The sequence below is a fragment of the Candidatus Pseudoscillospira sp. SGI.172 genome, assembly GCF_050313575.1.
Lineage (GTDB): Bacteria > Bacillota > Clostridia > Oscillospirales > Oscillospiraceae > Vermiculatibacterium.
In genome coordinates this window covers 1-23,886 of the sequence record NZ_JBNPLQ010000031.1, presented here as the reverse complement: position 1 = coordinate 23,886, position 23,886 = coordinate 1, and the positions used below count along the sequence as shown (strand labels likewise).

General features: G+C 64.7%; 18 protein-coding genes and 1 riboswitch. Of the genes, 11 read left to right on the top strand and 7 right to left on the bottom strand.

The window, feature by feature from the left end; genetic code table 11:
- Positions 1-38: 38 nt before the first annotated feature.
- The 5 genes from ACQRD3_RS11230 to ACQRD3_RS11210 all read left to right on the top strand — a co-directional run bounded on the left by ACQRD3_RS11230 (position 39) and on the right by ACQRD3_RS11210 (position 5,696).
- Entirely contained in the window at positions 39-1,613 is a 1,575-nt protein-coding gene (locus ACQRD3_RS11230) for an ABC transporter ATP-binding protein (protein WP_427781438.1), read from the top strand.
- Entirely contained in the window at positions 1,610-2,704 is a 1,095-nt protein-coding gene (locus ACQRD3_RS11225; RefSeq protein WP_080906282.1) for an ABC transporter permease, read from the top strand. The genes ACQRD3_RS11230 and ACQRD3_RS11225 overlap by 4 nt, the downstream gene beginning before the upstream one ends.
- Positions 2,701-3,684 carry an ABC transporter permease gene (locus tag ACQRD3_RS11220; RefSeq protein ID WP_427781437.1) on the top strand — a complete coding sequence of 328 codons (984 nt, stop codon included), beginning with the start codon at positions 2,701-2,703 and terminating at the stop codon, positions 3,682-3,684. Before ACQRD3_RS11225 ends, ACQRD3_RS11220 begins: the two co-directional genes overlap by 4 nt.
- A gap of 253 nt (positions 3,685-3,937) precedes the next feature.
- A riboswitch (glycine riboswitch) is annotated at positions 3,938-4,029 on the top strand.
- A 127-nt stretch (positions 4,030-4,156) separates the two neighbouring features.
- On the top strand, positions 4,157-5,506 hold the full coding sequence (locus ACQRD3_RS11215) for an alanine/glycine:cation symporter family protein (RefSeq protein WP_427781436.1): 1,350 nt from the start codon (positions 4,157-4,159) through the stop codon (positions 5,504-5,506).
- 58 nt (positions 5,507-5,564) lie between these two features.
- A complete protein-coding gene (locus ACQRD3_RS11210; protein ID WP_427781435.1) occupies positions 5,565-5,696 on the top strand; it encodes a hypothetical protein in 132 nt (43 codons plus the stop codon).
- A gap of 52 nt (positions 5,697-5,748) precedes the next feature.
- Here ACQRD3_RS11210 and ACQRD3_RS11205 read toward each other — a convergent pair whose 3' ends face one another.
- Both ACQRD3_RS11205 and hydA read right to left on the bottom strand, forming a co-directional pair.
- Entirely contained in the window at positions 5,749-6,327 is a 579-nt protein-coding gene (locus tag ACQRD3_RS11205; protein ID WP_427781434.1) for a nucleotidyltransferase family protein, read from the bottom strand.
- Positions 6,324-7,724 (bottom strand): dihydropyrimidinase, encoded by a 1,401-nt coding sequence (hydA, locus tag ACQRD3_RS11200; RefSeq protein ID WP_427781433.1) that lies wholly within the window; start codon positions 7,722-7,724, stop codon positions 6,324-6,326. Before hydA ends, ACQRD3_RS11205 begins: the two co-directional genes overlap by 4 nt.
- Before the next feature lie 133 nt (positions 7,725-7,857).
- On the opposite strand from hydA, the gene xdhA reads away from it, so the two are divergent.
- The 4 genes from xdhA to mfd all read left to right on the top strand — a co-directional run bounded on the left by xdhA (position 7,858) and on the right by mfd (position 15,388).
- On the top strand, positions 7,858-10,167 hold the full coding sequence (gene xdhA, locus ACQRD3_RS11195) for a xanthine dehydrogenase subunit XdhA (protein WP_427781432.1): 2,310 nt from the start codon (positions 7,858-7,860) through the stop codon (positions 10,165-10,167).
- Between the two features lie 55 nt (positions 10,168-10,222).
- Complete coding sequence (gene xdhB / locus ACQRD3_RS11190; RefSeq protein WP_427781431.1) at positions 10,223-11,104, top strand: xanthine dehydrogenase subunit XdhB; 882 nt, start codon at positions 10,223-10,225, stop codon at positions 11,102-11,104.
- Between the two features lie 2 nt (positions 11,105-11,106).
- The gene (gene xdhC / locus ACQRD3_RS11185) at positions 11,107-11,589 is read left to right on the top strand and encodes a xanthine dehydrogenase subunit XdhC (protein WP_080906345.1); all 483 of its coding nucleotides are present in this window, start codon (positions 11,107-11,109) and stop codon (positions 11,587-11,589) included.
- A 301-nt stretch (positions 11,590-11,890) separates the two neighbouring features.
- A complete protein-coding gene (mfd, locus tag ACQRD3_RS11180; RefSeq protein ID WP_427781430.1) occupies positions 11,891-15,388 on the top strand; it encodes a transcription-repair coupling factor in 3,498 nt (1,165 codons plus the stop codon).
- A 212-nt stretch (positions 15,389-15,600) separates the two neighbouring features.
- On the opposite strand, the gene ACQRD3_RS11175 is transcribed toward mfd, so the two are convergent.
- The 5 genes from ACQRD3_RS11175 to ACQRD3_RS11155 all read right to left on the bottom strand — a co-directional run bounded on the left by ACQRD3_RS11175 (position 15,601) and on the right by ACQRD3_RS11155 (position 22,532).
- Entirely contained in the window at positions 15,601-17,421 is a 1,821-nt protein-coding gene (locus tag ACQRD3_RS11175) for a DEAD/DEAH box helicase (protein WP_427781429.1), read from the bottom strand.
- A 278-nt stretch (positions 17,422-17,699) separates the two neighbouring features.
- Complete coding sequence (locus tag ACQRD3_RS11170) at positions 17,700-18,203, bottom strand: shikimate kinase (RefSeq protein ID WP_080906277.1); 504 nt, start codon at positions 18,201-18,203, stop codon at positions 17,700-17,702.
- 146 nt (positions 18,204-18,349) lie between these two features.
- Positions 18,350-20,380 carry an ABC transporter ATP-binding protein gene (locus ACQRD3_RS11165; protein WP_427781428.1) on the bottom strand — a complete coding sequence of 677 codons (2,031 nt, stop codon included), beginning with the start codon at positions 20,378-20,380 and terminating at the stop codon, positions 18,350-18,352.
- On the bottom strand, positions 20,380-22,119 hold the full coding sequence (locus ACQRD3_RS11160; RefSeq protein WP_427781427.1) for an ABC transporter ATP-binding protein: 1,740 nt from the start codon (positions 22,117-22,119) through the stop codon (positions 20,380-20,382). The genes ACQRD3_RS11165 and ACQRD3_RS11160 overlap by 1 nt, the downstream gene beginning before the upstream one ends.
- Complete coding sequence (locus ACQRD3_RS11155; protein ID WP_198933180.1) at positions 22,113-22,532, bottom strand: MarR family winged helix-turn-helix transcriptional regulator; 420 nt, start codon at positions 22,530-22,532, stop codon at positions 22,113-22,115. The genes ACQRD3_RS11160 and ACQRD3_RS11155 overlap by 7 nt, the downstream gene beginning before the upstream one ends.
- A gap of 233 nt (positions 22,533-22,765) precedes the next feature.
- Here ACQRD3_RS11155 and lexA point away from each other — a divergent pair, with 233 nt between their 5' ends.
- Together lexA and ACQRD3_RS11145 are read left to right on the top strand one after the other, a co-directional pair.
- Positions 22,766-23,377, top strand: a complete 612-nt coding sequence (gene lexA, locus ACQRD3_RS11150; RefSeq protein ID WP_427781426.1) for a transcriptional repressor LexA — start codon at positions 22,766-22,768, stop codon at positions 23,375-23,377.
- 17 nt (positions 23,378-23,394) lie between these two features.
- Complete coding sequence (locus ACQRD3_RS11145; protein WP_080906272.1) at positions 23,395-23,667, top strand: hypothetical protein; 273 nt, start codon at positions 23,395-23,397, stop codon at positions 23,665-23,667.
- Positions 23,668-23,886 lie beyond the last annotated feature (219 nt).

Genomic DNA, 23,886 nt, shown 5'->3' with positions numbered 1-23,886 from the left:
CCGTCCGGCTCCGTCCGGACGAAGAGAGGATGATGTGTGTGGAACAGGAAGGCGCTGTCTGTCTCAAGGGCCTGACCAAGCGATTTGGGTCCGTGGTGGCCAACGACAAGATCGACCTGGAGCTGGGCCGGGGTGAGATCCTGGCCCTGCTGGGGGAAAACGGAAGCGGCAAGACCACCCTCATGAATATGATCTCCGGCATCTACTTCCCCGACGAAGGGCAGATCTTTGTGGGCGGGCGGGAGGTCACCATCCGCTCCCCCAAGGACGCCTTTGACCTGGGCATCGGCATGATCCACCAGCACTACAAGCTGGTGGACGTGTTCACCGCCGCCGAGAACATCGTGCTGGGCCTGCCCGAAAAGGGAAAGTTCGACAAGCGGGCCATCGCCCAGAAGGTGCGCCAGATCAGCGAGCGCTACGGCTTCGACATCGATCCGGACAAGAAGATCTACGACATGTCGGTCTCGGAAAAGCAGACGGTGGAGATCGTCAAGGTGCTCTACCGGGGCGCCGACATCCTCATCCTGGATGAGCCCACCGCCGTCCTCACCCCCCAGGAGACCGACAAGCTCTTCGCCGTGCTGCGGAACATGAAGGCCGACGGAAAGGCCATCGTCATCATCACCCACAAGCTCCACGAGGTGCTGGACATCTCCGACCAGGTGGCGGTGCTCCGGAAGGGCAAGTACATCGGCACGGTCAACACCGCCGAGACCGACGCCCAGAAGCTCACCGAGATGATGGTGGGCCACGCCGTGAGCCTGAACATCGACCGGCCGGAGGCCCGGTACCGGGATCCCCGGCTGGAGGCCAGGCACCTCACCGTGGTGAACAAGGAGGGCGTCCGGATGCTGGACGACGTCTCCTTCCTGGCCCGGGGCGGGGAGATCCTGGGGATCGCCGGGGTGGCGGGCAGCGGCCAGAAAGAGCTGCTGGAGGCCATCGCCGGGCTGCAAAAGGGCGCGGGCAGCGTCCTCTACTATCCCCCTCACCCCAATTCCGATCTGGCCGGACAGCATGTGCCGGTGGACCGGGACGGGGAGGAGCTGCTGGGCAAGACCCCCGCTCAGATCCAGAAGATCGGCGTCTCCCTGGCCTTTGTCCCCGAGGACCGGCTGGGCATGGGTCTGGTGGCCGGGATGGACATGGTGGACAACATGATGCTCAAGACCTATGTCCAGGGAAACGGCCCCTTTGTGGACCGCAAGCCTCCCAAGGAGCTGGCCCGGCGGCTCATCGACGAGCTGGAGATCGTGACTCCGGGGGTGTCCACCCCCGTGCGGCGGCTCTCGGGCGGCAACGTGCAGAAGGTGCTGGTGGGGCGGGAGATCGCTTCCAGCCCCACGGTGCTCATGACCGCCTATCCGGTGCGGGGCCTGGACATCAACTCCTCCTACACCATTTACCGCCTGCTCAATGAGCAGAAGATGAAGGGCGTGGCGGTGCTGCTGGTGGGCGAGGATCTGGACGTGCTGCTGGAGCTGTGCGACCGGATCCTGGTGCTCTGCGGCGGCAAGGTCTCGGCCATCGTGGATGCCCGGGAGACCTCCAAGGAGGAAGTAGGTCTCTACATGACCCACGTGGGCGGCAGAGAGGAGGAGCCAAAATGAACGAAAAACACACCCCTCTGCTGCGCCTGGCCAAGCGGGAGGCCATGTCCTCCGGAAAGCGCTGGGCCATCCGCATCGCCGCCATTGCCCTGGCCCTGCTGGCGGGCGGCATCGTCATGGCTCTGGCGGGAAACAACAATCCCTTTGCCGCCTACGCCACCATTCTGGACGGCGCCCTGGGCAAAAAGACCGCCGTCCGGCAGACGGTGAAAAACTTCATCCCCCTGCTGGGTACCGCACTGGCCATCGCCCCCTGCTTCAAAATGAAGTTCTGGAACATCGGCGCCGAGGGACAGATCACCGCGGGCGCGGTGTGCGCCACCTATTTCGCCCTCTTCTGGGCCGGCCGGCTGCCCCAGGTCCCCCTGCTGCTGGTGATGGCCCTGGCGGGCATGGTGGGCGGCGGGCTGTGGGCCCTGGTCCCCGCCTTCTTCAAGGCCCGGTGGGGAACCAATGAGACCCTCTTCACCCTGATGATGAACTACATCATCATCGGCTTTGTCAAATGGCTCCAGGGCGGGCCCTGGGAAAAGCAGCCCAAGGGCAGCCAGCAGATCGCCCAGTTCGCCGAAAACGCCTGCCTGCCCAAGGTGGCGGGGGTGTACTGCGGCTGGATCATCGTGCTGGTACTGATGGTGCTCATGTTCCTCTACATGAAGTACACCAAGCAGGGCTATGAGATCGCCGTGGTGGGCGAGTCCGAGGCCACCGCCCGGTACGCGGGCATGAATGTGGGCAGGATCATCATGCGGACCATGTCCCTCTCCGGGGCCGTGGCCGGACTGGTGGGCTTCCTGCTGGTCTCGGGCGCCAACAACACCCTCTACGACGGCGTGGCGGGCGGCGTGGGCTTCACCGCCATCACCGTGGCCTGGCTGGCCCAGCTCAATCCCTTCGGGATGGCGGCCATCTCCGCCATGCTGGCCGTATTGGAGAAGGGCGCGGATACCCTCCAGACCCGGATGGGGGTCCCGGTGGCCATCTCTGACGTCATCACCGGCATCCTGCTCTTCTTTATGTTGGGGTGTGAATTCTTTATCCAGTACCGGGTCATTGTCCGGGGACACGAGGAAAAGGAGGCGGCGAAATGAACGATCTGCTGAAATTCATCGTGGCGGCCGTCCTCACCGGCATCCCACTGCTCTACGGCACCGTGGGCGAGGTGCTCACTGAGAAGTCGGGCAACCTGAACCTGGGCGTGGAGGGCATGATGTACATGGGCGGCGCGCTGGGTCTGGGCGCAGCCTTCTACTACGAAAAGCTCGCCGGAGCCGCTGCCTCCGGACCGGTAGCCGTGGTCCTGGCCATCCTGTTCTCCTTCCTGGCGGGCGCACTGGGGGCCCTTGTGTTCAGCTTCCTCACCGTCACCCTCCGGGCCAACCAGAACGTCACCGGCCTGGCCCTCACCATCTTCGGCACCGGCGTGGGCCAGTTCCTGGGCGAGTACATGCGGGTGCGGGAGGGCACCTATGTGGCGGTGGGCAACAGCCTGAAATCCGCCTTCCAAAACTCTCCCTTCCCGAGATTTTTGCAGGAGCTGCCCGTGGCCGGGCCCCTGCTCTTCGGCTACAATATCTTTGTGTATCTGGGCGTGGCGGTGGCCGTGATCATGGCCCTCTACCTCAGCCGCACCCGCTCCGGGCTCCAGCTGCGGTCGGTGGGGGAGTCCCCCGCCACGGCGGACGCCGCGGGCATCAACGTCACCCGGTACAAGTACCTGGCCACCATTTTGGGCGGCGGCATCTCGGCCATCGGCGGCATGGTGTACATCATGACGGTGGCGGGCGCGGTGTGGAACCACGAGGGCCTGTCCGGCGAGGGCTGGCTGGCGGTGGCTCTGGTCATCTTCTGCCTGTGGAGTCCCCTGCGGGCCCTGTGGGGCTCCGCCCTCTTCGGCGGACTGATGATCCTTTACCTGCGCCTGGTGCTGCCCTTTTTCCCCACCCAGCTCTACAAGATCCTGCCCTATGCGGTCACGGTGGTGGTGCTGGTGGCGGTGTCCATGCGGCAGAAGCGGGAGAATCAGCCCCCCGCCAGCCTGGGCAACGCCTATTTCCGGGAAGAGCGCTGACCTTTTTCCTTCTGAAGATCCGCTGCCCGGGCCGCCCCTTCACACGGCCCGGGCAGCGGATCTCTTCCTGGGCGAAAAACGCTCTTCCGCTGATTTGCGAAAGGATATTGACACACGCGCCCCCGCATGGTATCTTTAATAAAAACTTGGAAAATTACATAACGGCATACGAAGCTTTTAGGGAAATGGCCGCAGGGCCTGCCGAAGGAATAACACTCTCAGGCGCCCGGAGATCCGGGTGAGGACTAAAAGCGGATGTGGCTCTGGAGAAGCTCAATTACGAGTACCGAAGGTGCAAGGCGGTTTTCCGCTGAATCTCTCAGGTAAAAGGACAGAGTAAAGACGGATGGACCCGCGTTGCATGGGGCCATGCGGCTTTTTTGATTGAGCGGAACGCTGCCTGCGGGCAGGTTCTGCTTTTTTCATTTTTGTTTCTGTTCTCCGGGCCGGCGCCGGGAAAGAGAGACAAAAAATGGAACTGCTCAACAAAATCGTCGGCGTGATCAACGGGGTCCTGTGGGACAAAAATCTGCTGCTGTTCCTGCTGGTGGGCACAGGGGTCTTTTTCTCCTTCCGCCTGAAATTTGTGCAGGTGCGGAAGTTCAGAGAGGGGTGGAAGCGCCTCTTCGGCAGCATCAACCTCCGGGGTGAGAAGGCGGGGGCCCACGGCATGAGCTCCTTCCAAGCCCTCACCACCGCCATCGCCGCCCAGGTGGGCACCGGCAACATCACCGGCTGCGCCACCGCCCTCTACTCCGGCGGCCCGGGCGCCATTTTCTGGATGTGGGTCTCCGCCTTCTTCGGCATGGCCACCATCTACTCCGAGGCAGTACTGGCCCAGACCTACAAGACCCGGGACGCCCAGGGGCATGCCACCGGCGGGCCCATCTACTACATCAAGGCTGCCTTCCATGGAAAGCCGGGCCAGTTCCTCGCCGCCTTCTTCTCCGTAGCCATTATTTTGGCCCTGGGCTTTATGGGCAACATGGTGCAGTCCAACTCCATCGGGGACGCCTTCCACACCGCCTTCGGCCTGCCCAAGTGGGCGGTGGGCGCGTCGGTGGCTCTCATCGCCGCCTTCATCTTCCTGGGCGGGGTGAAGCGGATCGCTTCCTTTACCGAGAAGATCGTGCCGGTCATGGCCTGCTTCTATGTGGCCGGCTGCATCGTCATTCTGTTCATCAACCACGCCGCGGTCCTGGGGGCGCTGAAATCCATCTTCGTCTGCGCCTTCAACCCCCAGGCCGTGTTCGGCGGAGCCCTGGGGCTGGGCGTGAAGGAAGCCATGCGCTTCGGCGTGGCCCGGGGCCTATTCTCCAACGAGGCCGGCATGGGCTCCACCCCCCATGCCCACGCTCTGGCCAATGTGGAAAAGCCCGAGGATCAGGGCATCGTGGCCATGATGGGCGTGTTTATCGACACCTTTATCGTCCTGACCATGACTGCGCTGGTCATCCTCTCCTCCGGCGTGCTGGAACCGGTCACCGGCGCGCTCAAGGGCACCCCCCTGGCTCAGGCCGCCTTTAATCAGGCTTTCGGCAGCTTCGGCAACGTGTTCGTGGCCATCTGTATGCTCTTCTTCGCCTTTTCCACCATCATCAGCTGGTACTTCTTCGGGGAGTCCAACATGAAGGCCCTTTTCGGGCCCAAAAGCGTAAAAGCGTACGCTGTGATCGTGGTGCTGTTCATCTTTGCGGGGTCCATGCTGCATGTGGATCTGGTGTGGGACATGAGCGACATGTTCAACGGTCTCATGGTCATCCCCAACCTTCTGGCCCTGCTGGCCCTCAGCGGCGTGGCGGCGAAAACCATCAAAAAATAATTTGGCATAACTGTATGAGATTTCCGGGGGTTGGATATACTGCCCCCGAGGTGATTTTATGGCAAAGCAGGACATGAAGCGCCCCGAGCGCTCCCACGGCAAACCCCAGAGTCAGGGACAGCAGCCTCAGGAGCCCCAGGGCAAGGCCAAGCATTCCGACAAAAAGGCCAAGCCGACCACAGAAAACTAATTCAAACCAAAAAGAGAGCGCCGGTGGAAAACCACCGGCGCTCCCTTTTTGGTCATTCAGCGGACAGCCCCGGCAAAGGGGTATCCAGATCATCCAGCTCCTCGGGAGATCGCGCCTCCCACAGCCGAAGGGCCTCGGGGTGGGCCCGGAGCACCGCGCCGCCCCCCACGTCTCCGGTGAGGGCCGCCAGCGCGGGAAACCAGCGGGCGGGAAAGATCACCGGGTTGCCCCGTCGGCCCCGGCAGGAAAGGGCGGTAATGTGTTCGGGGGCGGCCCGGTGGGCGGCGATCAGTCCGGCCACGCTCTCCCGGGTGAGCCGGGGCTGGTCGCAGACCGCGAAAAGGACGGCGTCCGGGGCGTCCAGGGCGGCAAGGCCCAGGCGCACAGAGCCGGACTGGCCCGCGGCCGGGTCGGGGTTCCGGACGGGGAGGTAGCCCGCGGCGGCCGCCGCCGCCAGGATCTCGTCGTAGCAGCTCACCACCGCAGCCTGGGCGAACAGGGAGGGGGGGAGGGCGGCAAAGGCCCGGCGGTAGAGGGGCAGGCCGTCCACCTCGGCCAGCAGCTTGTTGGCGCCGTACCGCCGGGAGAGCCCGGCGGCCAGAAGGACGGCGGAGAGCTTCAACCCGCTCATCGCCAGAACTGGGACGGGCCCCGGGGAACGAAGCGGCCGCCGGGGCCGCCCAGAGGCTCGCCGTTCTCCACCGCCGGCACGCCGTTGAGCAGGACGGCGTCTACGCCGCCCACCGTCTCCATCCCCTCGTAGGGATCGTAGTCGCAGACCGAGTGATTGACCGCGGCGTGAATACGTCCGGTTTTATTTGGATCGTATATTACAATGTCGGCATCGGAATTCACCTGCAGCGCACCCTTTTGGGGGTACATCCCGAAGAGCCTGGCCGGGTTGGCCGAGAGGAGCTCCATCATGCGGTGAGGCGTGATCCGCCCGGATGCCACGCCGTAAGTATACAGCAGGATCCCCCGGTCCTCTGTGCCGGGCAGGCCCCCGGGGATCTTGGAGAAGTCATCCCGGCCCAGGGCCTTGACGGCGGTGGTAAAGGAGCAGTGGTCGGTGCCGATGGTGTCCACCGTGCCGTCGGCCAGCCCCTGCCAGAGCGCCTCCTGATTTCCCGCGGGGCGGGCGGGGGGCGCGAAGATGTACTTGGCGCTCTCAAAGCCGGGGAGATGATAGACGCCGTCGTCCAGCAGCAGATACTGGGGGCAGGTCTCCACATAGAGCTTCTGCCCTCTGGCCCGGGCGGCCCGGACGGCCTCCAGGGAGCGGGCCGCGGAGAGGTGGACGATGTTCACCGGCACCCCCGCCAGCTCGGCAATGGTGAGGTAACGGACAACGGCCTCGGCCTCGATCTGGACGGGGCGGGCCTCCGGGTGGGCGTCCGGGCCGGTGCGGCCCTCCGCCAGGAGCCGGGCGATCCGCGCGTCGGCCAGGGGGCCGTTTTCGCAGTGGCAGCCGCAGACGCCCCCCTCCGCCCCGATGGCCTGAAGGGCCTCGTAGATCTCCACGTCGGAAATCCCGATGGGATAGGCCATGTAGACCTTGTAGGAGGTGATACCCTGGGCCGTCATGGCCGGGAGCTCGGCGCGGATGGCGGGGGTCCAGTCCTTGATGGTCATGTGGAAGGAGTAGTTGCAGGCGGCCTTCCCATCCGCCCGGGCGTGCCACTCGTCCAAAGCAGACTGGAGGGAGGCCCCCCGGACCGGCTCGGCAAAATCCAGCACCGTAGTGGTGCCGCCGCACAGGGCGGAGCGGGTGCCGGAAGCCCAGTTGTCGGCGGTCTCGTTGGGCTGCCCCTTATTCATCTCAAAGTGGGTGTGGGTGTCGATAAAGCCGGGAAAGACCAGCTTTCCGGACGCGTCCAGGACCTGACTGTCCCCCGCGGGCAGCCCGGGGCCGATCTGGGTGATGACGCCCCCCTCCGTCCGCAGGTCGGCCTGCCGGGGGCCGTCCGGGAGAATGAGGGTGCCGTTTCGGATGAGAATGGACATGGTGAGACGCTCCTTTCCGGTCATGGTGCCCCCATTGTACACCGGGGGCCCGCCGGGGTCAACGGATGCAAAATCAAAATTTTTTGTAAACTGACTTTCTTTTTGAAAACGGATGCGATACAATGATGCCAACAAGCATATGAAGGAGGGTTCCTCTATGGAAGTTGGCAAGCGCCTGATCCGGGTCGATGCCGTTGACAAGGCCGCCGGGCGGGCCAAATACACCGACGACCTCATCCCCCGCCCCCATCTGGTGGCGAAGCTGCTCCACAGCACCATCGCCAACGGACGGGTCAAATCCATCCACACGGAGGAGGCCGCCCGGCTCCCCGGGGTGGTGAAGATCGTCACCTGCTTCGATGTGCCCGCCCACCAGTATCCCACCCCCGGCCATCCCTGGAGCGTGGAGGCCGCCCATCAGGACGTGTCCGACCGGCGGCTCCTCACCGACCGGATCCGCTATTACGGCGACGACGTGGCCGCCGTGGTGGCCGAGGACGAGGTCTCCGCCCAGCGGGCCCTGAAGGCCATCCGGGTGGAGTATGAGGAGTATGAGCCCCTGCTCACCCCCGAGGCCGCCATGGCCCCCGGCGCCCGGGCCGTCCACGACGAGTGCCCGGACAACATCCTCAGGCACATGGACCTGCGCACCCCCATGCCCCCCGAGAGCGGCTTCCAGAGCGTGGAGGACGTGCTTGCCTGCGATTCCTACCTCCAGTTTGAGGGCCGCTACGCCACCCAAATGGTGCAGCACTGCCACATCGAGCCCGCCGTGTCCTACGCCTACATGGAGGGGGGCCGCATCGTGGTGGTCTCCTCCACCCAGATCCCCCACATCGTCCGGCGGGTGTGCGGCCAGGCCCTGGGGATCCCCTGGGGGGACATCCGGGTCATCAAGCCATACATCGGCGGCGGCTTCGGCAACAAGCAGGAGGTTTTGTACGAGCCTCTGAACGCCTTCCTCACCCGGGCGGTGGGCGGGCGCTGCGTCAAGCTGGAGCTCACCCGGGAGGAAGTTTTTGAGAACACCCGCTCCCGCCACGCCATCTCCTTCGACGTGAAGGCCGCGGTGGACAAAGACGGGACCATCATGGCCCGGTGGTGCCGGGCGGTCTCCAACCAGGGCTCCTACGCCTCCCACGGCAACGCCATCGTGGCCAACGCCATCACCGCCTTCCGGCAGCTCTATCCCGACCGGCTGGGCCACCACTCCGAGGCATACACCGTCTACACCAATCTCCCCGCCCCAGGCGCCATGCGGGGCTACGGCATTCCTCAGGCCAACTTCGCCGTGGAGTGCATGATGGACGATATGGCGCTGAAATTCGGCCTGGACCCCTACCGGTTCCGGTTGCAGAACCTCATGCCTCTGGGGTATGTGGATCCCTTCAACGGCATCACCTGCCACTCCACCGGCCTGAGAGAGTGCATGGAGAAGGGGCGCGCTTTCATCCACTGGGATGAGCTGCGGGAGAAATATGAAAACCAGACCGGCCCGGTGCGCCGGGGCGTGGGCATGGCCGTGTTCTCCTACAAGACCGGCGTGTGGCCCATTTCCCTGGAAACCGCCTCCGCCCGGATGGTGCTCAACCAGGACGGCTCGGTGCAGCTCCAGCTGGGCGCCACCGAGATCGGCCAGGGGGGCGACACCGTGTTCACCCAGATGGCCGCCGAGAGCATCGGCTTCCCCAGCGCGCGGGTACACATCGTCTCCTTCCAGGACACCGACACCGCCCCCTTCGATACCGGGGCCTACGCCTCCCGGCAGACCTACGTCACCGGTATGGCCATCAAGCAGACCGGCGAGGCGTTCAAGCGCAAGCTGCTGGACTACGCCTCCGAGCTGCTGGAGCGGCCCGCGGAGGAGCTGGATGTACGGGACGGGGAGATCGTGGACGCCGGGACCGGCGCGCTGGTCTTGACCCTCCATGACCTGGCCCAGGAGGCCTTCTACTCCTTCCGCCACTCGGTGCATATTGCCGCCGAGACCACCCACCAGTGCAGGGACAACACCTTTGCCTTCGGCTGCTGCTTTGCCGAGGTGGAGGTGGACGTTCCCCTGGGCAAAGTGAAGGTGCTGCGCATCGTCAACGTCCACGACTCGGGAAGGCTCATCAATCCCCAGCTGGCCGAGGCCCAGGTCCACGGCGGTATGTCCATGGGGTTGGGCTACGCCCTCAGCGAGGAGATGAAGTTCGACGGCAAGGGCCGGCTTTTGAACGGCAACCTGCTGGACTACAAGCTCCCCACCGCCATGGATCACCCGGAGCTCACCGCCCTCTTCGTGGAGACTGAAGATCCCTCCGCCCCCTTCGGCAACAAGGCCCTGGGCGAGCCTCCCGCGATCCCGGTGGCTCCGGCAGTGCGCAACGCGCTGCTCCACGCCACCGGTGTGGCCGTCAACACGCTTCCCCTGAGCCCTCAAAAGCTGGTGGAGGCATTTGCCAGGGCCGGGCTTCTCTCCTGAAACAGAGAAGATCCGGGGTTTGGAACCGCAACTTTGATTACAAAGGGGTGTTATCGTGTACGATATTACATCTATTTATCAGGCCCGGAGCGTAGACGACGCCATTTCGGCCCTGAAAAACGATCCTGAGGCCCTGGTCATTGCCGGGGGCACCGACGTGCTCATCAAGATCCGGGAGGGGAAAGACGCCGGGTGCCGTCTGGTCTCCATCCATGAGCTGCGGGAGGAACTGGAGGGCGTGGCCCTGGCTCCCAACGGCGACGTGGAGATCGGGCCGCTCACCACCTTCCGGGGCTGCACCTTCAGCGATGTGATCCGCGCCACGGTCCCGGTGCTGGGGGAGGCCGCCGACATGGCGGGCGGGCCCCAGCTCCGGGCGGCGGGGACGCTGGGAGGCAACCTCTGCAACGGCATCACCTCCGCCGACACCGCCTCCACCCAGATGGCCTTCGGGGCCATCCTCCGGGTGCGGGGGCCGGAAGGGGAGCGGGAGATCTCCATCAACGACTGGTATCGGGGCGTGGGCAAGGTGGCTCTGGCGCATGACGAGCTGCTGGTGAAGATCGTCATTCCCAAATCCCACTACGAGGGCTGGAGCGGCCACTATATCAAGTACGCCATGCGCAGCGCCATGGACATCGCCACTCTGGGCGTGAGCTGCCTGGTAAAGCTCTCCGCCGACAAGACCGTGGTGGAGGACCTGCGGCTGGCCTTCGGCGTGGCCGGGCCGGTGCCCTTCCGCTGCCTGGAGACCGAAAAGGCCATGACAGGGCTGCCCATCGGGGAAGCCGTCAAACAGATCGGGGCCTCGGCGCTGAAAGAGATCCATCCCCGGGACAGCTGGCGGGCCTCCAAGGCGTTCCGCATCCAGCTGGCCCGGGAGCTGTCCGGCCGGGCGCTGGCTGAGGCGGCGCGGAAAGGGGGCGCACAGATATGAGCATGGAAATTTTGAGCTGCACCGTCAACGGCCGTCCGGTGGAGGTTGGAATCGACCCCCGGGAGTCCCTGGCCGACACGCTGCGGGAGCGGCTGGGCCTCACCAGCGTGAAAAAGGGCTGCGAGGTGGGGGAGTGCGGCGCCTGCACCGTCCTGGTGGACGGGGAGGCCATCGACTCGTGCATCTACCTGTCGGTCTGGGCCCAGGGCAAAAAGATCCTCACCGTGGAGGGGCTTCAGGACGAGAGCGGGGAGCTCTCCCCCATCCAGAAGGCCTTCGTGGAGGAGGCCGCCATCCAGTGCGGGTTCTGCACGCCGGGCATCATCATGTCGGCGGTGGAGATCGTGGGCAGCGGGAAGCAGTACACCCGGGAGGAGCTCAGAAAACTGATCTCCGGCCACCTGTGCCGCTGCACGGGCTACCAGAACATCCTCAACGCCGTGGAGCGCGCGGTGAACGAGGCCCACAAGTTCGTGGGGAAATAAATGTGGAAATGGGGATATCCGGCGGCCAGTGGCCGCCGGGTATCTCAAGCTGTCCAAAAAGCCGCTGCCTTTTCCGGCCGCCTGCCCGCCATCCATCTCGAAAAAGTGGCTGCGCCACTTTTTCGACCGTCTCAGATCCACATTGATGTGGATCTTTGCGGACATTTTCCCCCACGCCCGCCGCCTTTCCCTTGACCCTCCCCCCAAAAAGGGATATACTACCTTCACAACACCCCCCTCCTCCCCGGAGCGGGGGCTTTCGCCGTTTCCATGACCATCGATGTCTGTCCGGGAGGTGCCCATGAAGCTGCTGCTCTCCGCGCTCAGCGCGGTCCCTGAATTCCGATCTCTCCTGGCCGCCCTGGACGGGGGGGCCTGTCCGGCGGCGGTGTCCGGGCTCTCTCCCGTCCATCGGGCCCACATGGCCGCCGCCGTGCGGGAGGCCACCGGGCGGCCGGTGGCGGTGCTCTGCGCCGACGACGCCGAGTGCCGCCGCATGGCCGCCGACCTCCGGGCCTTTTCCGGGGAAGAGGTCTTCACCCTTCCCGCCCGGGAGTTCCTTTTCCACAACGCCGCCGTGGTCTCCCGGCAGTGGGAGCAGCGCCGCCTGGAGGTGCTGTGGGCGCTCACCGAGGGGCGGGTGCCCTTCCTGGTGGCCTCGGCGGAGGCCATGCTCCAGCGCACCCTGCCTCCCGACTGCCTCGCCCGGTCCGCCCGGGTGCTGAAAATGGGGGCGGTCTGCGACCTGGGGGAGTTGTCCGAGGCCCTGACGGCGGCGGGCTACCGCCGGTGCGACCAGGTGGAGGGAGTGGGGCAGTTCGCCCTCCGGGGCGGCATCCTGGACTTTTTCTCCCCCGCCCATCCCCAGCCGGTGCGGGTGGAGTTTTTCGGGGACGAACCGGACTCCATGGGCCTGTTCGACCCTTCCACCCAGCGCCGCACCCGGCAGCTGGAGGAGTGCTGCATCCTGCCCGCCGCCGAGGTGCTGCCCCATCTGGCCCCCGGGGGGCTGCCCGGGCTGGTGCGGACACTCAAAAAAAAGCGGGACGGGGCCCGGCGCCGGGGCGGGCCCGACGGCCTTGTCCCCACCCTGGACGAAGATGTGGAAAAGCTGGAAAACGGCGTGCTCTTTCCCGCCGTGGACCGCTATCTGGCCCTCATCTATCCCCAGATGGCCACGGCGGCCGACTACCTGCCCCCGGACGCCGCCGTCTTTCTCAGCGAGAGCCCCCGGTTCGCGGAGCGGGGGAAAAACTACCTCTGGCAGCTGAATGAGGACGTCGCCGCCCTGTCGGAAAACGGGACCCTTCTGGCCGAGCTGGGGGTGTACGCCCGCACGCCGGAGGAGCTCTCCGCCCGGCTGAGCGACTGGCCGGTGGCCTATCTGGACTCCTTCCCCTCCTCCCAGTACCCCCAGCGCCCCCGCACCCTCCTCACCGTCACCGCCAAGCAGCTCCCCTCCTACGGCGTCAGCCTGGAGACGGCGGTCTCCGACCTCTCCCACTACCTGAGCGCGGGCTACTCCGCGGTGGTGCTGGCGGGGACGGAGCAGCGGTGTCTGAACCTCCAGTCCCTCCTCCGGGAGCAGAAGCTCCGGGCGGGGGTGGATTTTCAGCTCCACGCCCTCCCCGAGCCGGGCAAGGCGGTCATCGCCTGCGGCGGGCTCTCCTCCGGCATGGAGTACCCCGCCGCCAAGCTGGCCATTCTCACCGAGGGACAGGCCGCGCCGGGGAAGAAGGCCAAAGCCAAGGCCCCCACCAACCGGGAAAAGCTCAAGTCCTACGCCGACCTCTCTCCGGGGGACCTGGTGGTCCATCAGCAGCACGGCATCGGCCGCTACGCGGGCATGGTGAAGCTCCCGGTGGACGGGATAGAGAAGGACTATGTAAAAATTTCCTACGCCGGGGCGGACGCCCTCTACGTCCCCGCCACCCAACTGGACCAGGTGAGCAAATACATCGGCGGCGGCGAGGACGCCAATGAGACGAAAAAGCTCTCCCGGCTGGGGGGGACGGACTGGGAAAAGCAGAAGTCCAGGGCCAAAAAGGCGGTGCAGGACCTGGCCAAGGGCCTCATCCAGCTCTACGCCCAGCGCCAGCGCCAGCCCGGCTTCGCCTTTTCCCCCGACTCCCCCTGGATGAAGGAGTTCGAGGACGAGTTTGAGTACACCGAGACCGACGACCAGCTCCGGTGCGTAGCCGAGATCAAGCGGGACATGGAGGCCCCCCGGCCCATGGACCGGCTCCTCTGCGGCGACGTGGGCTACGGCAAGACCGAGGTGGCCTTCCGGGCCATCATGAAGTGCGTGCTGGACGGCAAGCAGGCCGCCATCCTGGTGCCCACCACCGTTCTGGCCCGGCAGCACTTCCTCTCGGCCAAGCAGCGCTTTTCCAAGTACCCGGTGGAGATCGACGTCATCTCCCGCTTCCGCACCCCCGCCCAGATGAAGGAGACCCTCCGCCGGTTGGAGGCGGGGCAGGTGGATCTGCTCATCGGCACCCACCGGCTCCTGCAAAAGGACGTCAAATTCAAGGATCTGGGCCTGCTGGTGGTGGATGAGGAGCAGCGCTTCGGCGTCACCCACAAGGAAAAGCTCAAGGAGATCTCCCGCCAGGTGGACGTGCTTACCCTCTCGGCCACCCCCATTCCCCGGACCCTGAACATGGCCCTTTCGGGCATCCGGGACATGTCCACCCTGGAAGAGCCGCCCCAGGACCGCCAGCCGGTGCAGACCTACGTCATGGAGCACGACTGGTCGGTGCTCTCCGACGCCATGCGCCGGGAGCTGGAGCGGGGGGGACAGGTCTACTATCTCCACAACCGTGTGGAAACCATCTCCCGCACGGCAGCCCACATCAAGACCCTTCTGGGGGACGATGTGACCGTCGGCATCGCCCACGGCAAGATGACCCAGGAGGAACTCAACGATGTGATGACCCGGATGTCGGAGGGGGAGGTCAACGTGCTGGTGTGCACCACCATCATCGAAACCGGCATCGACATCTCCAACGCCAACACCCTCATCATCGAGGACGCGGACAAGATGGGGCTGGCCCAGCTCCACCAGATCCGGGGGCGGGTGGGCCGCTCCAGCCGCCGGGCCTTTGCCTACCTCACCTTCCGCCGGGGCAAGGTGCTCAGCGAGGTGGCCTCCAAGCGGCTGGGGGCCATCCGGGAGTTCGCCGAATTCGGCTCCGGCTTTAAGATCGCCATGCGGGACCTGGAGATCCGGGGGGCGGGCAATGTGCTGGGCCCCGAGCAGTCGGGCTTCCTCCTCAGCGTGGGCTACGACATGTACCTGAAGCTCCTGGAGGAGGCCGTCCTCGCGGAGCGGGGGGAGAAGGCCGAGCGCCCCGCCGAGTGCTCTGCCGACCTCACGGTCTCGGCCTCCATCCCCGACCGGTACGTCCCCTCCCCGGAACAGCGGATGGATCTCTACCGCCGCATCGCCCTCATCCGCAGCGAGGCCGACGCCGACGACCTCACCGACGAGCTCATCGACCGTTACGGCGATCCCCCCCGGCCGGTGAACAACCTCATCGCCGTGGCCCTTCTCCGCGCCGACGCCGCCCGGTGCGGGGTGTCTGAGATCAGTCAGAAGGGAAACAGTCTCCTGTTCTCCCTCTCCTCCTTCGAGCTCCGGCGGGTCTCGGCCCTCTGCGCCCAAAGCCGCTGCCAGGGCCGCCTTCTGTTCTCGGCCGGGGAGAAGCCCGCCCTCACCCTCAAGCTCAAAAAGGGGGAGGACCCTCTGAAGCTGGCCCGCATCCTCATCGAAGACTACGGAAAGACCGGAACATGACAAGACCGCGGAAGTCCCCTGACTGGGGACTCCCGCGGTCTTTTTTGTTTCAGGAACCACTGATTAAAACCAAGTATGTGGATCGGTGAGCAGATTTTTCGTCTGGCAAGGCAAAAAATCGCAGAAATACTTTGTGTATTTCAGGACTTTTTAACGCAGTCAGGCGGAAAATCTGCCGCCAAGACACATGCGGGGATTGATTCAGTGGTTCCTTAATCCTCGTTGGGGTTGAAATAATAGGGCTTCATCAGGCTGCCCTGCTGCTCCGTGGAGTCCTTCTGGCTCCCCAGCCGCAGGGTGACCTCCATGGGCCCGCCCCGGCGGCCGCCGTTTCCACGGCCCCCCCGGCGCTTTCCGCCCTGTTCGGCGGGGGCTTTGGCCTTCTTTTCCCGGCGGGGCGCGTTCTGCACCTTGGCGGGAGGGAACGGCTCCTGCTTCGGCTCAGCCCCTTTTTTCCGGCGGCCGCCCTCCTTGGGCTGCGCCTGCCGGGTCGCCGGCTTTTTCTCGGTGGTGCGGGCCGTCTTTCTGGGGGCCAGCAGCCGGGCGGTGGCGTCCATAATGGTCTCCCCGGCCAGGGGGTCCCGGTAATACTCCACCGGACGGGCCTTTTCCTCGGGGCTGCCGTGGGGCTCCATGGCGGTGAGAGCCTCCTCCAGGGTGCGGCTGGGCTTGTAGCCCGACGCCTTCCGCTTGCCGGAGGCGGGGGACTGGGCAGCCTTCTCCGCCCGGGCGGGGGCCTCCCTCCGGGCCTTCACCGGAGTCTCGCCCTTGACCGGCTTGACGGCCTGGGCAGTCTTTTTGTTCTCCTCCCGCTGACGCCTGCGCTCCCGGGCGGCCGCCCGGGCCTCGGCGTCGTCTGGGTTGATCTCCCGGCCCCGGGCGTCCTTTTTGGGGGCCTCAAAGACCTCCATGGGCCAGGGATGATCCTCCACCACCGGAATGGACTTTTTCAGCAGCTTCTCGATCTCCCTGAGCAGAGGCTTCTCCCAGAACTCGCAGAAGGACACGGCGGTGCCGCCCCGGCCCGCCCGGCCGGTCCGGCCGATGCGGTGGACATAGGTCTCGGGCACGTCGGGAAGATTGTAGTTGAACACATGGGAGAGCTCTTCGATGTCGATGCCCCGGGCGGCGATGTCGGTGGCCACCAGGGCCTTGACCCGGCCCTCCTTAAAATCGGCCAGCGCCTGCTGGCGGGCCGTCTGGCTCTTGTTTCCGTGGATGGCCGCGGCGGTCACCCCCGCCTTTTGCAGGTCCCCCGCCACCTTGTTGGCCCCGTGCTTGGTGCGGGTGAAGATCAGGGCGTTCTTCACCTCGGGCCGCAGGATGAGAGAGGCCAGGAGCCTGGATTTGTTGCTCCGGTCTACATAGTAAAGCTTCTGGTCGATGACCTCCACCGGGGAGGACACCGGATCCACCGCCACCTTCACGGGATCGGTGAGCAGGGAGTCCACCAGTCCCTGCACCTCGGGAGGCATGGTGGCGGAGAAGAAGAGGGTCTGTTTCCTCCGGGGCAGCCACTCCAGGATCTTCTTCACATCGTGGATAAAGCCCATGTCCAGCATCCGGTCGGCCTCGTCCAAAACGAAGATCTCCAGTTTTTCCACATGGATATACCCCTGATTGTGGAGATCCTCCAGCCGGCCGGGGGTGGCCACCAGAATGTCCACGCCCGCTTTCAGCTTGTCCACCTGGGGCTGCTGTCCCACCCCGCCGAAGATGACGGCGGAGCGGAGGGGGAGATTTTTGCCGTAGGCCTCAAAGCTCTCCTGGATCTGGAGGGCCAGCTCCCGGGTGGGGGTGAGGATGAGGGCGCGGACGGGGCGGCCCTTCACCGGGCGCTCGCTGAGCCGCTGAAGGATGGGGGCGGCGAAGGCACAGGTCTTGCCGGTGCCGGTCTGGGCGCAGCCCAGCACGTCCCGCCCGGCCAGAGCGGGGGGGATGGCCTTGGCCTGGATGGGGGAGGGGGCGCGGTAGTCCAGGTCGGAGAGAGCGGAAAGGATCGGGGCGCAGAGGCCCAGGGATTCAAAGGTCATAGTCGCGTTCCTTTTTTCAAATATCCCGCGCACAGCAAAAGAAAGGCGTACGCATCGGCACGCCCGGGCGGGAGAGCGGAAGCAGATTATAGCGGCGCGGGCGCCGGGCCCCCTCCTTCCGCTGGAGGGAAGCACAAACACGGCCGAGAGGCCGTGAAACTATCCAGTGACGGTAGTATACCATTTTTTGAAGCAAATTACAACTGCGGGCGGAAAATCAACCGCAGGCCGCGGCTTGGCAAGCCGCGGCCTGCGGTTTTTCAGAGAGAAAAGCGTGTTTAAAAGTGCTCCCGCAGGGCCTTCACCGCCAGAGCCACGGTGTCCTCAATGGTGGGCTGGTCGGCGTTGATGGTGATGTCGGCGTATCTGGCATAAAAGGGCGCCCGGTAGTCGTAGAGATCCTGGAGCGTCTGGCCGGGGGCCAGGGTGACCCCCCGGGTGGCCAGGTTCCCCAGCCGCTTTTCCAGCACGGGGCAGGGGAGGCTGAGATAGAGCACCGGCCCCAGCTCTTTGAGGTGTCTGGCTCCCAGATCCCGAAGCACCACGGAGCCGCCGGGGGCGATCACGGTGCGCTGGCAGTCCAGAGAGGCGATCACCTCCGCCTCGGTATCCAAAAACCGCTCGGTCCCCAGCCGGTCCAGCACCGCCTGCAGCAGCCCGCCCTCCTGCCGCTGGATGAGCAGGTCGGTATCCACAAAAGAAAATCCCAGCTCCTTGGCCAGCAGAACGCCCACGGTGGATTTGCCCGAGCCGGGCATCCCGATGAGGCTGACGTTGCGCATGCGTTCCATCTCCCCGATTTCAAAATCGTGTTGATTATAGCAAAAACCGGCAGGAAGGGCAAGCCTTCCTCTCTGATTTTTCAAAAGCAGGAAAGCGGACGGAGGCTCTTCCAAGCCTCCGTCCGCTCCCTTTGATCCGTCCCAGGTCAGTCCAGCTGGAACTGCCCGGTGTAAAGCTGATAGTAACGCCCCTGCTGCTCGAGAAGCTCTGCGTGGCTTCCCTTCTCCTGGATGCGCCCGCCTTCGATGACCACGATGCAGTCGGCATTGCGCACAGTGGAGAGGCGGTGGGCGATGACAAACACCGTCCGGCCCTCCATGAGGGCGTCCATGCCCTTCTGGATCTGGGCCTCGGTGCGGGTGTCGATGGAGGAGGTGGCCTCATCCAGGATCATCACCGGGGGATCGGCCACGGCGGCCCGGGCGATGGCCAGCAGCTGCCGCTGGCCCTGGGAGAGGTTGGAGCCGTCCCCCGTGACCATGGTGCGGTATCCGTCCGGAAGCCGCCGGATAAAGGAGTGGGCCCCCGCGGTCCTGGCGGCGGCGATACACTCGTCGTCGGTAGCGTCCAGCCTGCCGTAGCGGATATTCTCCATGACGGTGCCGGTGAAGAGGTGGGTATCCTGAAGCACCGCGCCCAGAGACCTTCTCAGGTCGTCCTTCCGGATCTCCTTGACGTCGATGCCGTCGTAAGTGATGACGCCGTCCTGGATCTCGTAGAAGCGGTTGATGAGGTTTGTGATGGTGGTCTTGCCCGCGCCGGTGGAGCCCACAAAGGCGATCTTCTGGCCCGGGTTGGCATACACCGATACGTTGTGGAGGATCTGCTTGCCGGGAACGTAGGAGAAATCCACGTCCCGGAACCGCACCGCGCCGGTGAGCTCCGCCAGGACACAGTCCTTCTCCCGGGTCACCGCGCCCCGGATGCGGTGGAGCCCCTGGGCCGGGTCGCCCTCCGGATAGCTCCAGGCCCACAGGTGATCCGGGGTGTTCTCCGGACACCGGACCAGATTGCCTTCGCCGTCCTTCACACAGGGAACCAGGGTCATGCGGCCCCGGTTGGGCACCCGCCACGCCCAGTGGCCGGTGCCCCGGCCGGCTGCGGCAGGGGAGAGGGTCCCGTCGGGGGCCTTGTTCACCGCCTCCAGCGTCACCTTGCCCTCATCGGTCTCCGGCTGGGTATCCATCACCTCAAAAATGCGCTCGGCGCCCGCCAGAGCGGAGAGAATGGTGGTGAGCTGCTGGGAGATCTGGTTCAGGGGCTGGCTGACCTGCCGGGAATACTGGAGGTAGACGGTGAAGCCGCCCAGGTCGAAGCCGCCGAAGATGGCCAGCAGGCCGCCCACCGCGGCAGTGAGGGCGTAGCCCACGTTGTTCAGATTCATGGCCACAGGCATGATGGCGGTGGAGTAGAAGTTGGCCTTGGCCGCCGCCCAGCGGTAGTCGTCGTTGAGCCTGGAAAACGCCTCCTTGGCCTGCTCCTCATGGGTGAAGGCCTTGACCACCTTCAGCCCCTCGATCATCTCCTGGATGTTGCCGTTGACCCTGCCCAGGTTGGCCTGCTGCTCCCGGTAGTATTTCCGGGATTTTCCGCCCATGCTCCGGAAAACGAGCATGGTGACTCCCAGGATCACCAGCGTGATGAGGAAGAGGATGGGGCTGACCACGATCATCATCCCCACGATGCCCACAAACATGAGGGCGGAGGAGAAGAGGGAGACCACCGACTGCTCCAGCGCCATCTGGACGTTGTCGGCGTCGTTGGTGAACCGGCTCATGAGCTCCCCGTGGGTGTGCTGATCGTAGTAGGACACAGGCAGATCCTGAAGCCGGTCGAACAGATCCTTCCGCAGCCTGTTGGTGCCCTTCTGGGCCAGCCGGGCCATGGTGGCCGACTGCACGTAAGAGGCGGCCACACCCACCAGGTAGATGCCCAGCAGAGGTGCCAGGGCCAGAAGCAGATCCTTCGGCCCCGCGTAGACCCCGCCCACCAGATTGTTGATGACCGGGCGCATGTAGTAGGAGCCGCCCACGTTGGAGCAGACCGAGAGGATCAGGCAGAGAAACACCCCCGCCAGAGGGAGCTTGCTCTGAGAGAGATAGCCCAGCAGCCGTTTGACGGTCTTTTTCGCGTCCTTGGGCTTGGCGAAGCCGCCATTGCGATTGTGTCCCGCCATTATTCGCTCACCCCTTCCTGCTGAGACTGGTAGATCTCCTGATAGACGGCGTTGCTTTGCAGCAGCTCGGCATGGGTGCCCGAGCCCGCCACCGTGCCGTCGTCCAGCACCAGGATCTGGTCGGCGGACTGCACCGAGGAGATCCGCTGGGCAATGATGATGACGGTGGTCCCCGCCAGATTTTTTGCGAAGGACTCCCGGATGGCGGCCTCGGTGGCCGAGTCCACGGCGGAGGTGGAGTCGTCCAGAATGAGGACGGCAGGCTTTTTCAGCATGGCCCGGGCAATGCACAGCCGCTGCTTCTGGCCGCCGGAGACATTGACGCCGCCCTGGTCGATGCGGGTGTCGAAGCCGTCGGGGAAGGACATGATGAAGTCATAGGCCTGGGCGTCCCTGGCCGCCTGGACGAGCTCCTCCTCCGTGGCGTCCGCCTTGCCCCAGAGGAGGTTCTCCCGGATGGTCCCCGAAAAGAGGACGTTGTTTTGCAGCACCATACCGATGCGGCTCCGCAGCTCCTCCAGGGGATAGTCCCGCACGTCCACGCCGTCCACCCGCACGCTGCCGCCGGTGACATCGTAAAAGCGGGGGATGAGATTCACCAGGGAGGACTTGCCCACGCCGGTGCCCCCCACGATGGCGGTGACCTGACCGGGCTTCATCGTGAAGCTCAGATGGCTCAATACGTCGTCCCCGCTGCCCGAGGAACGGTATTTAAAGGACACGTCCCGGAACTCCACCTCGCCCCGGGCGGGGGGAAGGGCCGCGGCCCCGCGCTCCGCCCGGTCCTGGATGTCGGGCTGCGTGTCCAGCACCTCGATGATCCGGCGGGCGCAGGCGGCGGCCCGGGAGAGCTGGAGCAGGCTCATGGCCACCATCATCACGCTCATGAGGATCTGGAAAATATAGTTGAGGAAGGAGGACAGATCGCCGTAGCGCATGGCGCCGTCCATCACCTGAATGCCGCCCAGGTAGAGGACGGCCAGGGTGGCCAGGTTGAGGCAGAGCATCATCACCGGCATGATCATCACGATTCGCATGGCCACCTGGATGCCCGCGTCGGTGAGCTCGTCGTTGGCCTTTTTGAACTTGGTCTTTTCATAGCCCGCCCGGACGAAGGCCTTCACCACCCGGACCGCCACCAGATTCTCCTGCACCGCGCTGTTGAGATTGTCGATCTTCCGCTGCATCACTTCAAACAGGTGGTTGCAGACCTTCATGATCAGGCCGATGGCCAGCACCATCACCGGGATGACCACCAGCATCACCAGCGCCAGACGGCCGTTGATGGAGGCCGCCATGGCCAGCGCGGCAATGAGCATCACCGGCGCCCGGGTGATGATGCGCATCCCCATGGTGACGGTGAGCTGAATGGCGTTGACGTCGTTGGTCATCCGGGTGATGAGGGAGCCCGAGGAGAACCGGTCGATGTCCGCGAAGGAAAAGTCCTGGATCTTGCGGAACATGGAATCCCGCAGATTGGCCCCAAAACCCTGGCCCGCAATGGAGGCCGCCTTGGCCGAGGTCACGCCGCAGAACATGCCCACCGCGGCCAGCGCCAGCATGACGCCGCCCACCCGAAGGATATACGCCATGTCGGAGTTGGCGATGCCTACATCCACAATGGCGGCCATCAGCCGGGGCATAATGATCTCGCAGATGACCTCCACGATCACCAGCACCGGCGCCAGGACGGCCCACCGCCGGTACTGACCCATATAGACGGAAAGTTTTTTTACCATTCCTTGTGACACTCCTCTCGAGGACAGAAGGGGGGAGGCTCCATCCCTCCCAGGTTCTCCATCATACGGTGGAAAAATCCGTTGAGCTGTTCTCGCTCCTCCGGAGAAAATCCGGCCAGCATCCGCTGATCCACCGCCCGGAAGGACTGTCCGCACAGCTCTACCGCCCGGCGGCCCTTGTCGGTCAGTCCCACCTGGTTTCTCCGGGCGTCCTTTTCATCGGCCCGCCGCTCCACATAGCCCGAGCGCTCCAGGGATTTCAGGGAGACCGCCACCGTGGCCGGCGCCAGCCGAAGCAGATGGGCCACCTCCCGCTGAGAATAGATCCTGCCCGCTTTTTCCCCGTGGAGAAGCACCAGCAGCAGCATGGGGGAGCCCAGATCGGCCAGCCCCCGCTCCGCCTGTTCCTCCATCACTCTCTTTCGATGAGCCTGATGCAGGCCATGAAAAATTGCGCTGGGTTCATCCGCGCAGTACATTGTCTCATCTCCAATCGTTCGTATCCTTATCGTTTGCGTGCTTACGAAGTATACGGCAGACCCCCGCAAAAATCAAGTCCAAATTGTAAACAAGTTTTTAGAACAGATGTTTGACATTTGGAAAGATGTATGGTAAGATATCAGTAACAAAAGAAGGAGGGGTGCCTATGGCCGCACCACTGACGCCCAAGCAGGCGGAGATCTACGACTTCATTCTCCAGTATACCCGGACTCAAGGCTATCCCCCCTCTGTGCGGGAGATCGGCGCGGCGGTCCACCTGAAATCCCCGTCCACCGTCCACTTTCACATGAAAAAGCTGGAGGCTGAGGGGTACATTCAAAAGGCCGACGGCAAGACCCGGGCCATCACGCTTCCCAGGGAGGCCGTGCCTGAGGAGACAGAAGCACGGGCCGACCAGGTGCCCCTGGTGGGCGACGTGGCGGCCGGATCCCCCATTCTGGCGGAGGAGTGCGTGGAGGAATACCTCACCTTCGACACCGGCGGACGCACGGGAGAACACTTCGCCCTCCGGGTCCGGGGAGAATCCATGCTGGGCGCCGGAATTCTGCCGGGAGATCTGGTGGTGGTCCACCGGCAGGAGAGCTTCCGGGACGGAGACATCGTGGTGGCCCTCTTTGAGGACGAGGCCACAGTCAAGACCCTGAGCCGAACGGACGGGCACATCTGGCTTTTGCCGGAAAACCCCGCCTACCAACCCATCGACGGTGAAGGCGCCGCCCTGCTGGGCCGGGTGGTGGCCGTCATTCGCCGCTACTGAAGAAGGGAGTGTCCACAATGATGGCAGTCAATGTGGAAAAACTGGCCGACGCCGGCAAACGGTACATCAAAAAGATGGATCTGGAGGATATGGCGGCCCTGAAGATCTGCCTGCTGTCCACCGGAGCTCTGGCAGGACTTTCCCTCAAGAGCCGGATGGCCCGCCGCCTGGTGGGCGTGACCTGCTCCTTCCTCTCCGCTGGTCTGGCCATTCCCCTGGTGAGCCAGTACCTCGACGAGCTTCACGCGGCCGGATCCGCCGCGGAGTCACTGCGGGAGGACAAGGTGTAAGACAACCCCCCGCAGCTCACGTTTTAAGGGAAAAAGAAGGATGCCGCCCCGACGGGGCGGCATCCTTCAGCTTGTCGAAAAAGCCTCACAGAGTTTCGCGCCCGCAGGCGCGAAAGAGGTGGGATCCGTTTTCTGCCGCGGCGTGTACGTGGCAGAAAACACATCTCAGCCCGTAAGTGTGCGTATGGTCCGCCGAAGGCGGACCATACGTGCGCGCGA

Bases quoted from the DNA above. Each gene is read 5' to 3' on its own strand.
- ACQRD3_RS11165 (WP_427781428.1), bottom strand. From the start codon at position 20,380: ATGGCGGGACACAATCGCAATGGCGGCTTCGCCAAGCCCAAGGACGCG.
- ACQRD3_RS11175 (WP_427781429.1), bottom strand. From the start codon at position 17,421: ATGACCTTTGAATCCCTGGGCCTCTGCGCCCCGATCCTTTCCGCTCTC.
- ACQRD3_RS11215 (WP_427781436.1), top strand. From the start codon at position 4,157: ATGGAACTGCTCAACAAAATCGTCGGCGTGATCAACGGGGTCCTGTGG.
- xdhA (WP_427781432.1), top strand. From the start codon at position 7,858: ATGGAAGTTGGCAAGCGCCTGATCCGGGTCGATGCCGTTGACAAGGCC.
- mfd (WP_427781430.1), top strand. From the start codon at position 11,891: ATGAAGCTGCTGCTCTCCGCGCTCAGCGCGGTCCCTGAATTCCGATCT.
- ACQRD3_RS11210 (WP_427781435.1), top strand. From the start codon at position 5,565: ATGGCAAAGCAGGACATGAAGCGCCCCGAGCGCTCCCACGGCAAACCC.
- ACQRD3_RS11205 (WP_427781434.1), bottom strand. From the start codon at position 6,327: ATGAGCGGGTTGAAGCTCTCCGCCGTCCTTCTGGCCGCCGGGCTCTCC.
- ACQRD3_RS11155 (WP_198933180.1), bottom strand. From the start codon at position 22,532: ATGGAGGAACAGGCGGAGCGGGGGCTGGCCGATCTGGGCTCCCCCATG.
- ACQRD3_RS11225 (WP_080906282.1), top strand. From the start codon at position 1,610: ATGAACGAAAAACACACCCCTCTGCTGCGCCTGGCCAAGCGGGAGGCC.
- ACQRD3_RS11220 (WP_427781437.1), top strand. From the start codon at position 2,701: ATGAACGATCTGCTGAAATTCATCGTGGCGGCCGTCCTCACCGGCATC.
- ACQRD3_RS11160 (WP_427781427.1), bottom strand. From the start codon at position 22,119: ATGGTAAAAAAACTTTCCGTCTATATGGGTCAGTACCGGCGGTGGGCC.
- lexA (WP_427781426.1), top strand. From the start codon at position 22,766: ATGGCCGCACCACTGACGCCCAAGCAGGCGGAGATCTACGACTTCATT.
- ACQRD3_RS11145 (WP_080906272.1), top strand. From the start codon at position 23,395: ATGATGGCAGTCAATGTGGAAAAACTGGCCGACGCCGGCAAACGGTAC.
- xdhC (WP_080906345.1), top strand. From the start codon at position 11,107: ATGGAAATTTTGAGCTGCACCGTCAACGGCCGTCCGGTGGAGGTTGGA.
- ACQRD3_RS11170 (WP_080906277.1), bottom strand. From the start codon at position 18,203: ATGCGCAACGTCAGCCTCATCGGGATGCCCGGCTCGGGCAAATCCACC.
- hydA (WP_427781433.1), bottom strand. From the start codon at position 7,724: ATGACCGGAAAGGAGCGTCTCACCATGTCCATTCTCATCCGAAACGGC.